At 71.1% G+C, this 13,956-nt stretch carries 12 protein-coding genes; 8 read left to right on the plus strand and 4 right to left on the minus strand.

What is annotated here, in order from left to right; genetic code table 11:
• Position 1 precedes the first annotated feature (1 nt).
• Entirely contained in the window at positions 2-235 is a 234-nt protein-coding gene (locus tag ACIRPT_RS16555) for a DUF5988 family protein (RefSeq protein ID WP_403827579.1), read from the minus strand.
• Positions 236-448: 213 nt separating this feature from the next.
• On the opposite strand from ACIRPT_RS16555, the gene ACIRPT_RS16560 reads away from it, so the two are divergent.
• Positions 449-1,015: a carboxymuconolactone decarboxylase family protein gene (locus ACIRPT_RS16560; protein ID WP_403827581.1), complete on the plus strand. Its 567-nt coding sequence runs from the start codon at positions 449-451 to the stop codon at positions 1,013-1,015.
• A 15-nt stretch (positions 1,016-1,030) separates the two neighbouring features.
• Here ACIRPT_RS16560 and ACIRPT_RS16565 read toward each other — a convergent pair whose 3' ends face one another.
• The 3 genes from ACIRPT_RS16565 to ACIRPT_RS16575 form a co-directional block, all read right to left on the minus strand.
• Positions 1,031-1,543, minus strand: coding sequence for a DUF1772 domain-containing protein (locus ACIRPT_RS16565; protein WP_403827583.1), 513 nt, complete (start codon positions 1,541-1,543; stop codon positions 1,031-1,033).
• 68 nt (positions 1,544-1,611) lie between these two features.
• Positions 1,612-2,235 carry a Uma2 family endonuclease gene (locus ACIRPT_RS16570; RefSeq protein ID WP_403827585.1) on the minus strand — a complete coding sequence of 208 codons (624 nt, stop codon included), beginning with the start codon at positions 2,233-2,235 and terminating at the stop codon, positions 1,612-1,614.
• A gap of 89 nt (positions 2,236-2,324) precedes the next feature.
• Complete coding sequence (locus ACIRPT_RS16575) at positions 2,325-3,131, minus strand: hypothetical protein (protein WP_403827587.1); 807 nt, start codon at positions 3,129-3,131, stop codon at positions 2,325-2,327.
• A 295-nt stretch (positions 3,132-3,426) separates the two neighbouring features.
• On the opposite strand from ACIRPT_RS16575, the gene ACIRPT_RS16580 reads away from it, so the two are divergent.
• From ACIRPT_RS16580 to ACIRPT_RS16610, 7 genes are all read left to right on the plus strand, one after another.
• Positions 3,427-4,935 (plus strand): aldehyde dehydrogenase family protein, encoded by a 1,509-nt coding sequence (locus ACIRPT_RS16580; protein ID WP_403513600.1) that lies wholly within the window; start codon positions 3,427-3,429, stop codon positions 4,933-4,935.
• A 51-nt stretch (positions 4,936-4,986) separates the two neighbouring features.
• A complete protein-coding gene (locus tag ACIRPT_RS16585) occupies positions 4,987-6,528 on the plus strand; it encodes a GMC family oxidoreductase (protein WP_403513597.1) in 1,542 nt (513 codons plus the stop codon).
• Complete coding sequence (locus ACIRPT_RS16590) at positions 6,528-7,637, plus strand: glycine betaine/L-proline ABC transporter ATP-binding protein (protein WP_403513594.1); 1,110 nt, start codon at positions 6,528-6,530, stop codon at positions 7,635-7,637. Before ACIRPT_RS16585 ends, ACIRPT_RS16590 begins: the two co-directional genes overlap by 1 nt.
• Positions 7,637-7,810: a hypothetical protein gene (locus tag ACIRPT_RS16595; protein ID WP_403513591.1), complete on the plus strand. Its 174-nt coding sequence runs from the start codon at positions 7,637-7,639 to the stop codon at positions 7,808-7,810. The genes ACIRPT_RS16590 and ACIRPT_RS16595 overlap by 1 nt, the downstream gene beginning before the upstream one ends.
• Positions 7,807-9,804 carry an ABC transporter permease gene (locus ACIRPT_RS16600; RefSeq protein ID WP_403827590.1) on the plus strand — a complete coding sequence of 666 codons (1,998 nt, stop codon included), beginning with the start codon at positions 7,807-7,809 and terminating at the stop codon, positions 9,802-9,804. Before ACIRPT_RS16595 ends, ACIRPT_RS16600 begins: the two co-directional genes overlap by 4 nt.
• A gap of 2 nt (positions 9,805-9,806) precedes the next feature.
• Positions 9,807-10,799 (plus strand): ABC transporter substrate-binding protein, encoded by a 993-nt coding sequence (locus ACIRPT_RS16605; RefSeq protein WP_403827592.1) that lies wholly within the window; start codon positions 9,807-9,809, stop codon positions 10,797-10,799.
• Between the two features lie 183 nt (positions 10,800-10,982).
• Positions 10,983-13,943, plus strand: coding sequence for a BRCT domain-containing protein (locus ACIRPT_RS16610; RefSeq protein WP_403827594.1), 2,961 nt, complete (start codon positions 10,983-10,985; stop codon positions 13,941-13,943).
• The last annotated feature ends 13 nt before the right edge of the window (positions 13,944-13,956 follow it).

The raw sequence follows: 13,956 nt of genomic DNA on the forward strand, positions 1-13,956 counted from the left end.
GCTAGCCGGGCAGCTCCGTGCGCTCCCACCACTCGTAGACCGGCAGCGTGCCCTCGGCCGTCTGCTTCGTCCGCGACGTGGCACGGAAGTGCTCGTACCCGGCCAGAAAAGGGATCTTCAGCTCGGACGTCCCCGGGGGATCGATCGCCACGATGCGTCCCGGGAACTCATCGGGGCCGCCCTCCAGCACCGCCTTGCTCGCCGTTGCGGTCGCGTCATCCGTGTCATGAGCCATGCCCGAATTGTCTTCCCGGGGGGTGGTGGCAGGGGGGAGCGGCTCGCCGATGGAGGGTGACGGGCTGTCCCTCGTACGGCTCGCCCCGCGCTCTCCGCGGCCCCGTGTCACATCCGTCGGCGCCCACTCGTCGTACGAAGTGAGGGCATGCGCTCCGTCCAGGGACGCCGCCCCCGCTCATCGACTCCGACCTCGTACGAGGAGGCAACCGTCATGGCACGGATCTCGCTCAACCCGCCCCGTTCGCTCTCGCTGCGGCTGGCCAAGTGGTACTCGCGGCGCGCATACGGCAAGGTCATGGAGCCCGCCCTGGTGTTCGGGCACCACCCCAGGATCCTTCGGTCGTACCTCGGCTTCGAGGCGAAGGTGGGCCGGTGGCGGGCGCTGGACCCCACCCTCAGGCAGCTGGCGGAGATGGTTCCGGCGGCGGTGATCGGCTGCTCGTGGTGCATGGACTTCGGCTACTGGCACGCCGACAAGCTCGGGCTGCCGCTGGAGAAGATCAGCAAGGTGCCGGACTGGCGGGCCCACGAGGACTCCTTCACCGAGGTGGAACGGCTGGTCATGGAGTACGCCGAGGCCATGACCGCGACCCCGCCGACGGTCACCGACGAGCTGACCGAGAGCCTGCGCCGCCACCTGAGCGACGCCGCCCTCGTCGAGCTGACCGCGATGGTGGCGGTGGAGAACTTCCGCTCCCGGGTGAACAGCGCGATGGGCCTGCACAGCCAGGGCTTCTCCGACGCCTGCGCCGTCCCGCCGGGCGGCGTCCGCCCCTGAACCCCCGGACGGGCCCTACGCGGCGCCGCCGCCCATCCGCCCGTGCAGGACGAGCGCCCACACCAGGCACCCCAGGGCCGCCGTACCGGAGACCGCGCGCAGCACGTTCCAGCGCACCCATCGCGCCTCGAAGCGCTCCCGTACGGCGGCCGGGCCCGGCTGCCCGTCCGCCGTCCCGGCCGCCTCCAACTGGTCGTTCAGCGGCACATTCACCGCGAAGGTCGTCACGATCAGGACCAGATACAGCGCGAGCGCCGCGATCAGCCAGGGCAGTACGGCATGCCCGTCCGCCCGCAGATGCAGCCCGGCGGCCACCGTGGTGAACACCAGCGCCCCGAAGAAGCCGAGCCCGAACCACCCGTTGAGGATGGCCACATTGATCCGCCGCATCGCGGTCACGAACGTGTGGTCGTCCGACCGCCGCAGACCGGGCATCACCGCGCAGGCGAAGGCGTAGAAAAGACCGGCGCTGAGGCCCGTGGTGAGCGTGGCGGCGATCAGGGCCGCGGTGCGGATGGAGTCGTACATCGGAGGGTCCCCCTTGGTGTGGCACGTGTGGTGTGCCGTCAGTCAACTGTCCAAAGGGGGACGGCGGGTCAGTCTTTGGGGAACTCGTCGGTGGGGAAGCTGATGCCGACGACCGTGCCGGTGAGGTCGATCGGCTTCCCGTACGCGAGCGTGAGGTCGCTCTTGTACTCGCCGTCCTGCGGGTCGGTGAAGACGCGACAGCGGCCGATGTACGGGTCGGCAATGACGTAGACCGGGACTTCGGCGGTGGCGTAGGCCTCCTTCTTCGGCCCGTAGTCGTTCGTTGCGGTTCCCTTGGAGATGACTTCGGCGACGAACTCGATGTCCTGGTAGCGCCGGCGGCCCGCCTTGTCCTTTGTGGAGCCGTCGGCGAATTTGGCGACGTCCGGCGCGAAGCCGTTCAGCTCACCGGGAAAATCGATGCGGACGTCCGATGTCACGAGGACATCCATCCCGAACCGGTCTTCCAGCGCCCGCACGATCCGACGGATGGTCTGCCAGTGGATGTCCCGCTGCGGTGACATGACGACGGTCCCCTCGACGATCTCGACCTTGTAGCCCTCGGGGGCAGGCATCTGTTCGAACAGCTCATCCAGCTCGTCAGAGCTCGACTTGAAGGGCTGCTCAGTGGCCTCGTCCATCTCGGTCCCGCCGGTCTCGATCGTCTCGGTCCGCTCAAGGCTGAGGAGCATCGTGCCGCTCCTCCCCGCTGCCGCGCGCATGCGGGCAGCCGCACGGTTCAACGATACGTATGTACGAGCGGTCACGCGGGTACGTACGGTCACGCGGCCTGCGAGCCCTGGGTCCCCTGCAGCCGCTCCTCCAGCACCGAGATGTCCACCGTCTTTCCGGGCGGCGGCGTCTTGGCGGAGACCGGCTTGTCGTAGTTGCTCAGCAGGACGGTGCCGGTCTCGTGGTTGGCCTCGGCGGTGAGTTTGCGGGGGTAGTGCTTGCCGTCGATGGTCACGTAGAGGGTCTGGATGACGCCGCCGGTCTTTTTGATGACGGGCAGGACGCGGGTGCCTTCCTGGACGGTCGGCTTGCCCTTGGACAGGTGGGTCGTGGGGTGGCCGGAGGAGGGAGGGCTGGTGGGGTTGGCGGCGGCCTTCTGGAAGGCGGTCAGGTCGCAGGCGGTGGAGAGGCTCTGGAGGAAGGGGTCGTCGGTGGTGCCGTGCAGGTACCGGCCCTGGTACTTCCGGGCGGCGGCGTCGCCCTCCTTGCCGGGGAGCTGGGTCTTCCAGAAGGCGGTGTCCGGCTTCATCCACACCTGTTTGCCGCGCTTGACGAGGTCGACGTGGCCGTAGGAGCCCTTGCTGACGGTGCCGGTGCAGTTGCCGGCCCGGTCGAGGGTGAGGTCGAGCCTGCCCGGGTCGACGGTGGACTGGGTGCGTATGCGCAGGGATTTTGCGCCGACGAGCGCGTGGAGAGACGCGTCGGACACCTGCTGCGGGGTCTTGCCGGCGAGATCTCCCTCGCCGTCCGCCGGGGAGGCCGCGGCCGCGGCGCCCATCCAGGCGGGCCCGGCGACCAGGGCTGCGCCGCAGGTCAGGGCCGTGATCGCGGTCGTGGGGCGGCGTTTGCGGGCCATCGCGGCACCTCCGGTGCGTGGGACGTCCGGCTAGGGCATACGGCTATTCAGGGTACGTTCCGGAATTTTCGGGCGCACATTGGATGGGTATCGGGCGCGGAGGGGAAGTGCGTGGCATGCACATGGGGTGCGTATCGGTATGAATCGGGCAAACGGATGCGTTTCGAGTGACTCGCCTCACTTTCCATAAAGGTTTGGGCATAGGTGGGGGGCTTTCGGGGAGGGGTTCCCGTTGCTGAGTGCGCGAGTGGTTGCACCAGTGGGAACAAATCCGTAGGCGGAAGGCAGAACACACGTGTCGGCAATCGAGACCATTCACGTAGACGGGGTGTGGCTCCCGGCCGCATCCGGCGCCACGCGGGAGGTCCTCGACCCCGCCGACGCGAGCGTGCTCCAGGTGGTGTCCGAGGGCGGCGCCGCGGACGCGGACGCGGCGGTCGCGGCGGCCAAGCGGGCCTTCGACGGCTCCGCCGGCGCCTGGCCCCGTACGGCCGTGGCCGACCGGGCCGCCCTGCTGCGCCGGGTCGCCGATCTGCTCCGGCGCGACCGCGAGGAGATCGCGCTCATCGAGAGCCGCGACACCGGCAAGACGCTGGAAGAGGGCCGGGTCGACGTCGACTGCGTGACCGACGCCTTCTGCTACTTCGCCGACCTGGTGATGAACGAGAGCGGCGGGCGGGTCGTCGACGCAGGATCTCCCGACATCCACAGCGTCGTCGTGCACGAGCCGGTGGGCGTCTGCGCGATGATCACGCCCTGGAACTACCCGCTGCTCCAGGCGAGCTGGAAGATCGCGCCGGCGCTCGCGGCCGGCAACACCTTCGTCATCAAGCCCAGCGAGGTCACCCCGCTCTCCACCGTCCACCTCATCAAGCTGCTGGTCGAGGCCGGGCTGCCGGCCGGCGTCGCCAACATCGTCACCGGCGCGGGCCTGCCGGTCGGCCAGCGGCTCGCCGAGCACCCCGACGTGGACCTCTTCTCCTTCACCGGCGGCCTCGCCAGCGGTACGAAGGCGGGCGCGGCGGCGGTCTCCGGCGCCAAGAAGATCGCGCTGGAGCTGGGCGGCAAGAACCCGAACGTGGTGTTCGCCGACGCCTGCGCCACGGAGGACGGCTTCGACACCGCCGTCGACCAGGCCCTCAACGCCGCGTTCATCCACAGCGGGCAGGTCTGCTCCGCCGGCGCCCGCCTGATCATCGAGGAGTCGGTGCGCGACCGCTTCGTCGCCGAGCTCGCCCGCCGCGCCGAGAAGATCAAGCTGGGCCGCGGCACCGAGGACGGCGTGGAGTGCGGCCCGCTGGTCTCCCAGCAGCAGCTCGACAAGGTCGAGGCCTACGTCGCCTCCGCGCTCGCCGAGGGCGCCCAGCTGCGCTGCGGCGGCACCCGCCCCAAGCCGTCGGACGTACGGCCCGCCACCGGCTACTTCTACGCGCCGACCGTGCTGGACGGCTGCCACCGCGAGATGAAGGTCGTCCGTGAGGAGACCTTCGGCCCGATCCTGACCGTGGAGACGTTCGCGACCGAGGACGAGGCGGTCGCGCTCGCCAACGACACCGAGTACGGCCTGGCCGGCGCCGTCTTCTCCGCCGACACCGCCCGCGCCCGCCGGGTCGCCGCCCGGCTGCGGCACGGCACGGTCTGGATCAACGACTTCCACCCCTACCTGCCGCAGGCGGAGTGGGGCGGCTTCGGCAAGTCGGGCATCGGCCGGGAACTGGGCCCCACGGGTCTGGACGAGTACCGCGAGAGCAAGCACGTTTACGAGAACCTGCGGCCGCAGCCGGTGCGGTGGTTCGCGGGCTGACCCCGCAACTCCCGAACCACTCACGCACTTTGCAGTAAAGGAGCACCCCTCATGCCCGTGTACGACTATGTCGTTGTCGGCGGCGGCACCGCCGGTTCCGTCATCGCCTCCCGCCTCACCGAGGACCCGGACGTCACCGTCGCCGTCATCGAGGGCGGCCCGTCCGACGTCGACCGCGAGGACGTGCTGACGCTGCGCAAGTGGCTCGGCCTCCTCGGCGGCGACCTGGACTACGAGTACACGACCACCGAGCAGCCGCGCGGCAACTCGCACATCCTGCACAGCCGCGCCAAGGTCCTCGGCGGCTGCTCCTCGCACAACACCCTGATCTCCTTCAAGCCGCTGCCGTCCGACTGGGACGAGTGGGCGGCGGCGGGCGCGGCCGGCTGGGGCGCCAAGGAGATGGACCCCTACTTCGGCAAGCTGCGCAACAACATCGTGCGGGTCGCGAAGAAGGACCAGAACCAGATCGCCACGGACTGGATCGAGGCCACCAAGAGCGCGCTCGGCGTCCCCGAGGTCGTCGGCTTCAACGACAAGCCGTTCGACGAGGGCGTCGGCTTCTTCGACCTCTCCTACCACCCGGAGAACAACAAGCGCTCCTCGGCGTCCGTCGCCTACCTGCACCCGCACATGGAGGCCGGCGACCGGCCGAACCTCACGCTGATGCTGGAGACCTGGGCGTACAAGCTGGAGCTGGACGGCACCCGGGCCAAGGGCGTGCACGTCCGCACGAAGGACGGCGCGGAGGTCCTCGTCGAGGCGGCCCGCGAGGTGCTGGTGTGCGCCGGAGCGGTGGACACCCCCCGGCTGCTGATGCACTCCGGCATCGGCCCGAAGAAGGACCTCGAGGCGCTGGGCCTGCCCTGCGCGGTGGACCTGCCGGGCGTCGGCGAGAACCTGATCGACCACCCCGAGTCGGTCATCGTCTGGGAGACCAACGGGCCGATCCCGGGCAACTCCGCGATGGACTCCGACGCGGGCCTGTTCGTCAAGCGGGACCCGGAGCACAAGGGCCCCGACCTGATGTTCCACTTCTACCAGATCCCGTTCACCGACAACCCCGAGCGGCTGGGCTACGAGCGCCCCGAGCACGGCGTGTCGATGACCCCCAACATCCCCAAGTCCCGCTCCCGCGGCCGCCTCTACCTCACCTCGGCGGACCCGGAGGTGAAGCCCGCGCTCGACTTCAAGTACTTCGAGGACGAGGGCGACTACGACGGGCAGACCCTCGTCGACGGCATCAAGCTGGCCCGCAAGGTCGCCCAGGCCGAACCGTTCGCCAAGTGGCTCAAGCGCGAGGTCTTCCCCGGCCCCGACGTCACCGACGACGAGCAGATCAGCGAGCTCGTACGCAAGGCCGCGCACACCGTCTACCACCCGGCCGGCACCTGCAAGATGGGTGCCGCCGACGACCAACTGGCCGTGGTCGACCCGCAGTTGAAGATCCGCGGCCTGGCCGGCATCCGAATCGCCGACGCCTCCGTCTTCCCGACGATGCCGGCCGTCAACCCGATGCTGGGCGTGCTCATGGTGGGGGAGAAGTGCGCCGAACTGCTCAAGGAAGCACCTACCCAGGGAGGTGATGCGTGATGGCTGCCACCGCCGCCGGCGCATCCGCAATACCCACGCCCAAGAAGGCCTCGACCGCGGTCCGCGACGTCGTCTTCTCCGTCCGCCACCTGTGGAAGGTCTTCGGCCCCAAGGCCGAGCGCATCCCCGACGACGCCTCCGTCGCCGGCCTCTCCGCGCAGGAGCTGCGCGAGCAGACCGGCTGCACCGCCGCCGTCCGTGACGTCTCCTTCGACGTCCACAAGGGCGAGGTCTTCGTCGTCATGGGCCTGTCCGGCTCCGGCAAGTCCACCCTCGTACGGTGTCTGACCCGGCTGATCGAGCCGACCAGCGGCGGCCTGGAGATGGACGGCGAGGACGTGCGCGCCATGGACCGCGGCACGCTGCGCGAACTGCGCCGGCGCCGCGCCTCGATGGTCTTCCAGCACTTCGGCCTGCTGCCGCACCGCACCGTCGTCGACAACGTCGCCTACGGCCTGGAGATCCAGGGCATGGGCAAGACCGAACGCCGCAAGCGGGCCCTGGAGATGGTCGAGAAGGTCGGCCTGGCCGGCCTGGAGAAGCGCCGCCCCGGCCAGCTCTCCGGCGGCCAGCAGCAGCGCGTCGGCCTGGCCCGCGCCCTCGCCGTCGACCCCGAGGTCCTCCTCTTCGACGAGCCGTTCAGCGCCCTGGACCCCCTCATCCGCCGCGATATGCAGGAAGAGGTCGTCCGCCTGCACCGCGAAGAGGGCCGCACCATGGTCTTCATCACCCACGACCTCGCCGAGGCGCTGCGGATCGGCGACCGGATCGCCCTGATGCGCGACGGCAAGATCGTCCAGCTCGGCACCCCCGAGGAGATCGTCGGTTCCCCGGCCGACGACTACGTCCGCGACTTCGTCCGGGACGTCCCGCGCGAGCAGGTCCTGACCGTCCGCCGCGCGATGCGCCCGGCCGAGGACGGCGAGGCCGACCAGGGTCCCGCCCTCACGCCCGACACCCTGATCTCCGACGCCATCGAGGCGGTCGCCCGCTCCGGCGGCGCCGCCCGCGTCGTCGACGACGGCCGCTGCCTGGGCATCGTCGACCACGCCTGCCTGCTCAATGTGGTCGCCCGGGTCGACGACGGGCACGAAGAGGTGGCTGCCTGATGTACGCCGCCGCCCCCCACCGCGGCGCCGCCCTGCGCGCCGTCGGCCCCAGAGCCCCCGTCGCGAACCGCCGTTCGCGCCTGCGCGCCGCCCTGCTGCGCCGCTGGCGCGAGGCCCAGCGCGCCGCCGCGATGAACGTCTCCGTCGGCACCGTGAAGCGGGGCCGCGCATGACTCTCTCCACACCCCCGGTCGCGCAGCGCGGCCTCGGCTCCGACAGCCCCAAGTGGCGCCCGGCCGAGGCCCTGCTGAACCGCCGCGGCATAGCCAAGCTCCTGCTGCTCGCCGTCGCCGCGGCCGTGCTCGTTCCGCTGCTGGCCGCCAAGTACGGCGCCACCTGGCCGTCCTCGCTGACCGTCGACGTCTCCGGCCCGCTCGGCAAGACCAGCGACTGGATCATCGACAACCGCGACAGCCACTGGCTGTTCGTCTACTTCCTCGGCCACCTCAGCAACGCCGTGGTGATCTCCGTACGCGGCGTCTACCTGGTGCTGCTCGCCCTGGGCTGGACCGGCGTCACGGCCGGCGTCACGCTCCTCGCCTGGCGCGTCGCGGGCCCCCGCATCGCCGCCACCGCCCTGATCTCCTTCCTGGTCAGCGGCCTGCTCGGCATGTGGGTCCCCACCATGCAGACGCTCGCCCTGATGGTCGTGGCGGTCCTCGTCTCGGTCGTCGTCGGCGCCCTGCTGGGCCTCGCCGCCGGTCTCTCCGAGCGCCTGTTCAAGATCCTGCGCCCGGTCCTGGACACCATGCAGGTCCTCCCGGCCTTCGCCTACCTCCTGCCCGTGGTGCTGGTCTTCGGCATCGGCGTGCCGGCCGCCCTCCTGGCCACCGTCATCTACGCCGCTCCGCCGATGGCCCGCCTGACCGCGCTCGGCCTGCGCGCCGCCGACCCGGGCGTCCTGGAGGCCGCCTCCTCGCTCGGCGCCACCGGACGGCAGCGGCTGCTGACCGCCCGCCTCCCGCTGGCCCGCAAGGACCTCCTCCTCGGCGTCAACCAGACGATCATGATGGCGCTGGGCATGGTCGTGATCGCCTCGATGATCGGCGCCGCCGGTCTCGGTGACCGCGTCTACCAGGCCCTCGCCTCGGTCGACGTCGGCGCCGCGCTCGCCGCCGCGATCCCGATCGTGCTGCTCGCCATCGTCATGGACCGCACCACCGCGGCGGCCGGCGAACGTCTCGGCGCCGGGACGGAACCCACCGGCCCGAAGCTGCTGCGCGGCTGGCCCGCCTGGGCGGGCATCGCCGCGATCACCGTCGTCCTCGCCGTCATCGGCCGCCTGGCGGGAACGCTGGTCTGGCCCACCGGCTGGGTCGTCGCCATCGCCCGCCCGGTCAACGACTTCAAGGAGTGGATGGTCGGCCACCTCTACTCCGGCGTCCCCGTCATCGGCGGCACCGCCGACTGGGCCGCCCACTTCACCGACTGGGTCCTCAACCCGCTGCGTGACGGCCTGACCGCACTGCCCTGGTACGGCACGCTGCTCATCGTCGCCGCGCTGGCCTGGCTCATCGGCACCTGGCGCACCGCCCTGACCGCCGTCCTCGCGATGGCCGCCATCGGCGTGCTGGGCGTGTGGAAGCCGTCGATGAACACCCTGTCCCAGGTCCTCGCCGCCCTCGTGGTGACCCTGGTGCTGGGCTTCGGCATCGGCATCCTGGCGGCCGGCAACAAGCGCTTCGAGACGATCCTGCGCCCGGTCCTGGACGTCATGCAGACCATGCCGCAGTTCGTGTACCTGATTCCGGTCGTGGCCCTCTTCGCCGTCGGCCGCGCCCCGGCCGCCGCCGCTGCCGTGGTCTACGCCCTGCCCGCGGTCATCCGCATCACCACCCAGGGCCTGCGCCAGGTGGATCCCGCCGCCATGGAATCGGCCCGGTCCCTCGGCGCCACCCGCTGGCAGATCCTCCGCCAGGTCCAGCTCCCGCTCGCCCGGCCCGCGTTGCTGCTGGCCGTCAACCAGGGAGTGGTCCTCGTCCTCGCCGTCGTCATCATCGGCGGCCTGGTGGGCGGCGGTGCCCTCGGCTACGACGTCGTCACCGGCCTCGCCACCGGCGACCTGGGCCTCGGCCTGGTCGCGGGCGTCGCCATCGTCTGCCTGGGCCTGATGCTCGACCGGGTCACCCAGCCGACGGAACGCCGCACCACGGGGAAGGGAGCCTGACCATGTCCCGTACCCGCACCCTCGCAAAGATCACCGGCACGTCCGTGCTGGCGGGAGCGCTGCTCGTCTCGCTCTCCGCCTGCGGCAAGGCCGATATGACCAAGCAGGCCTCGCCGTTCGCGGCGGCCAAGGGCTCCAAGTCCGTCACCCTTTCCGTGCAGACCTGGGTCGGCGCCCAGTCCAATGTCGCGGTCGCCAAGTACCTCCTCGAACACGAGATGGGCTACCACGTCGACACCGTCCAGGTGGACGAGATTCCCGCCTGGGACGCCCTCAGCCAGGGCCGGGTCGACGCCATCCTGGAGGACTGGGGCCACCCCGACCAGGAACAGCGCTACGTCAAGGACAAGAAGACGATCACGGCGGGCGGCGGCAACGGCGTCACCGGCCACATCGGCTGGTTCGTCCCCAAGTACTGGGCCGACAAGCACCCCGAGGTCACGAACTGGAAGAACCTCAACAAGTTCGCCAAGCAGCTCCGCACCTCGGAGAGCGGCAACAAGGGCCAGCTGATGGACGGTTCCCCGTCCTACGTCACCAACGACAAGGCGCTGGTGAAGAATCTCGGCCTCGACTACGAGGTCGTCTTCGCGGGCTCCGAGGCGGCGCAGATCACCCAGATCCAGCAGTTCGCCAAGCAGAAGAAGCCCTTCCTCACCTATTGGTACGAGCCGCAGTGGCTCTTCAACCAGGTGCCGATGGAGGAGGTCAAACTCCCCAAGTACACGGACGCCTGCGCGGCCAAGGGCACGAAGGACCCCACGTCCATCGACTGCGCCTACCCCACCACCCCCCTCCAGAAGTTCTTCAACACCGATTTCGCCAAGAGCGGCGGCAGCGCCGCGGCGTTCCTGAAGAACTTCCGGTGGACCAAGGACGACCAGAACGAGGTGTCCGAATCGATCGCCTCGGGCGGCCTGTCCGCGGACGAGGCGGCCAAGCGGTGGGTGGACAAGCACCCGGACGTCTGGAAGAAGTGGCTGCCCAAGCGGTAGCGGATTCCGGGACCTGAGTTCCGGGACCTGAGTTCCGGGAGCGGGCGGTCGTACGCGCAGGCGTACGGCCGCCCGCTCCGTTTTCCGCGGGCGCCCGCGTCCCCGGGCCGGTCGGGCCGGTCGGGTCGCCAACTCGCCCCTCTGGCGCCGCCGTTGTCAGTGGCCGGGGCTACGGTCGGAATCATGAACGTACGGGGAAAGACGATCGTGCTCGCCGGCCGCTTCTACGACCTGGGGGAGCGGCAGGGCGAGATGAAGCGGCGGCTGGAGGAGCTGGGCGCCCGGGTGACGGGGTCGGTCACCAGCCGGACGGATCTGGTGTTCGCCGCTCCCTACGCCGAGGGAAGGAACATGGCGGAGGCGCGGAGCCGCGGCCTCCCGATATTCAACGACGACGCGCTGCGACACCTGCTCGCCGATGCGGGCGATTCCGACGCCCCTGACGCCCCCGACGCCCCCGACGACGCTGAAGGCGACGGCCGAGCGGCATCGGACCTGGTGGCACTGCGGGCGCGGCTGCTGAAACTCGAGCGCGAGCAGGGCATCACCGAGGAGCACCGCGCCGCCACCCGCGAGATCCTCGCCATGGACGGCGTGCGCCTGCTCCATCCGTACGGCCACCAGGTGGAGGTCAACGACTACGCGCTCAGCCCCTGCGGCCGCTATCTGGCCACCGGCACCTGGCTCGGCGACCACGCGCCAGGCGGCACGCTGCAGATCTGGGAGCTGGCATCCGGGCGCTGCGTCGGCTATCGGCACGCCATGGGCGGCGTCGGCTGGCCGGGCCATGAGCGCAGCATCCAGTGGTCGGCCGACGGGCGCCGCATCGGCCTCGTGTACCGCACCAACCGGATCGGTGTCTTCGACCCGTTCGACCCCGGCCGCTTTTTTGCCACCGGTGCCGTCGATCTCCTCGCCTATGCCGCGGTGGCGGACGACGCACCACGGCCGCCGGTCTGGGCGCTCGCCCCGGACGGCAAACGGGCCTTCGTGGCGTCCGAGTCGCCGTGCGAGGTGAGCGGCTGTGTCATCCCCCTGGAGCGCGGCAAGCTGAGCTGGACGCCCGGTGAGGCGTCGCCCTCGAAGTCGTTTCTGCTGGCCGAACGGCTGCCGGAGGAGCTGCGGACCGCGGAGATGGACGAGCGCGACGACGTCGTGCTCCGGGCCGACCAGGTCCGCTGGTCGCGGGACGGCACGCGGGTGCAGGCGCAGGGCGACGGCCGGGGCCGCCGCGAGGCGTTCGTCGTCGATGCCGCCTCCGGGCAGGTGAACTGGGTGGCCGTCGTGGGCGAGTTGGCCGCGTGGAGCCCGGACGACCGGCTGCTGGCGCACTACCGCGACGGGCTGCGCTTCCTCGACGCGGCGACCGGCAAGCCGGCCGGAAAGCCGGACGGCAAGGAGGTCGGCAACGCGGCCGGGGGCAAGGGGGTGTCGGCGCTGCAGTGGGGCATGCGCGGCGCGGTGCCGCGGCTGGCGGCCCTGGTGGGCGAGGGCAACGCCGACGGCGCGCGGCCCGGCGTCCTCATCTACGACGAGGATCGCTTCCGCTTCCGCCTCGATGTCACACCGGTGGAAGACGACCTGGTCTTCGCCGACTCCTGGGCCTGGTCCCCGTCCGGCGATGCGGGCGCCTGGCTCACCGCCGACGGTTGCGTCGAGGTGTGGTCGCTGGACGGCGACCAGCCGCGACGGCTGCGCACCCTGGACGTACCGCCCGAGACCGGTGTGCTGCTGTGGGGCGCCGACGATGTCCTGGTCGCGTTGAGCCCCACCACCCTGCGGTTCCTGCGGGCCGGATCCGGCGACGTCCTCGGCGACTTCACCTTCCTCCGCACGCCGCCGGGCCCCAGGCCGCTGGGCGAGGCCTGGTGGTGGTTCGAGCGGAGGTACTTCGCGCCCGACGACACGACATGGTGCGCGGCCTTCGAAGAGGGGGTGGTGATCGCCCCGGACGGGCGGGGGGTGGAGTCGCTGGACGACGTCCTCGCCTGGCCGGTGCGCGAGCGGGTGGCCTGGCCGGTGCGCTGGGGCGGGCTCAGGGTTGCCTCGGACGCACGGACCGCGGGCCATCTGCTCGGGGACCGGGGCGACGGCCCGTGGCTGCACAGCTACGTGGGGGAGATCGAGAAGGAGCTCCGGCAGGACACCTCCTGGCCGCCGCGCCGTACGGCGACGGTCGAGCACCTGGTCCCGACGGCCACCTCCCGGACGTCCTGGGGCATGGGGAGCCCACAGGACCCCCGCGTCAGCAGGGACCTGCGCTACGCCGCCCGGCTGTGCGCGCGGCGCGGTGCGGCCGGCCTGGCCACCGACGTGCTCAAGCAGATCGAAGGCCCGGGCGAGAAGGTGGCGGCGGCCGCGGAAGTGGCGATGATCCTCGCGCGGGCGGGCCGGCCGGACGAGGCCCGCGGCGCCTTCGCCGTGCCCAGAAGACGGCACATCGCGCCGCATGCCGAGGTACATCCCTGGGAGAGCCATGAGACCGCGTTCGTGGCGGCCGCGGTGGGCGGGGCGTACGAGGCGCTGGGCGATCCCTCGGCGGCGGACGCCTGGTTCGCCCGCGCGCGCGGCGCGATCGACCCGGAGGACGCCCCCTGGCACAACCGTCTCGCGGTCATCTGGGCCCTGACCGAATGCGGACGGGAGGAGGAGGCACGCGCGCTGTGGGGCCCCGACGCCTGGGACGCCGCGCCGGAGCCGGACCCCTCCGTCGCCGAGCCCTGGCTGGCGTATCTGCTGGGTACGCGCCGCTACGGCCTGTACGACGCGTTCCTTGCCGCGTGGGAGGCGGCCGCCGGGCGCCGGCAGGCCGATCCCGGTGTCGCGCGCCCCCTCACCCGCTACGCCCGTAAGGCGATCGCAGCGTCCGGCGACGCCACCCCGTACCTCACCCCGCTCTCCCCGACCACCTCCGACCTCGCCGAACTCACCGCCGAATACGACGAGTTGCAGAAAATCCCCCGCAGTCACCGGGCGGAGCCCACCCGCCGGCTCATCCGCCACGCGGCGCGCTGCGGGCACCTGGCCGCGGTGATCGACCTGCTCGGCCGGCTCCCCGAAACCACCGACTACGACAACCGCCCGCAGGCCCTGTTCACCGCCCTCTGGCTCGCCACCACGGGCCGGATATCGGCGCCCTGGTAGCGAACCGCCGAAC

Source organism: Streptomyces sp. NPDC101227 (assembly GCF_044767545.1).
In the GTDB taxonomy this organism is placed as follows: domain Bacteria; phylum Actinomycetota; class Actinomycetes; order Streptomycetales; family Streptomycetaceae; genus Streptomyces.

Coding starts and splice junctions, on each gene's coding strand:
- ACIRPT_RS16575 (WP_403827587.1), bottom strand. CDS start 3,131: ATGGCCCGCAAACGCCGCCCCACGACCGCGATCACGGCCCTGACCTGC.
- ACIRPT_RS16590 (WP_403513594.1), top strand. CDS start 6,528: ATGGCTGCCACCGCCGCCGGCGCATCCGCAATACCCACGCCCAAGAAG.
- ACIRPT_RS16570 (WP_403827585.1), bottom strand. CDS start 2,235: ATGCTCCTCAGCCTTGAGCGGACCGAGACGATCGAGACCGGCGGGACC.
- ACIRPT_RS16595 (WP_403513591.1), top strand. CDS start 7,637: ATGTACGCCGCCGCCCCCCACCGCGGCGCCGCCCTGCGCGCCGTCGGC.
- ACIRPT_RS16565 (WP_403827583.1), bottom strand. CDS start 1,543: ATGTACGACTCCATCCGCACCGCGGCCCTGATCGCCGCCACGCTCACC.
- ACIRPT_RS16610 (WP_403827594.1), top strand. CDS start 10,983: ATGAACGTACGGGGAAAGACGATCGTGCTCGCCGGCCGCTTCTACGAC.
- ACIRPT_RS16605 (WP_403827592.1), top strand. CDS start 9,807: ATGTCCCGTACCCGCACCCTCGCAAAGATCACCGGCACGTCCGTGCTG.
- ACIRPT_RS16600 (WP_403827590.1), top strand. CDS start 7,807: ATGACTCTCTCCACACCCCCGGTCGCGCAGCGCGGCCTCGGCTCCGAC.
- ACIRPT_RS16585 (WP_403513597.1), top strand. CDS start 4,987: ATGCCCGTGTACGACTATGTCGTTGTCGGCGGCGGCACCGCCGGTTCC.
- ACIRPT_RS16560 (WP_403827581.1), top strand. CDS start 449: ATGGCACGGATCTCGCTCAACCCGCCCCGTTCGCTCTCGCTGCGGCTG.
- ACIRPT_RS16555 (WP_403827579.1), bottom strand. CDS start 235: ATGGCTCATGACACGGATGACGCGACCGCAACGGCGAGCAAGGCGGTG.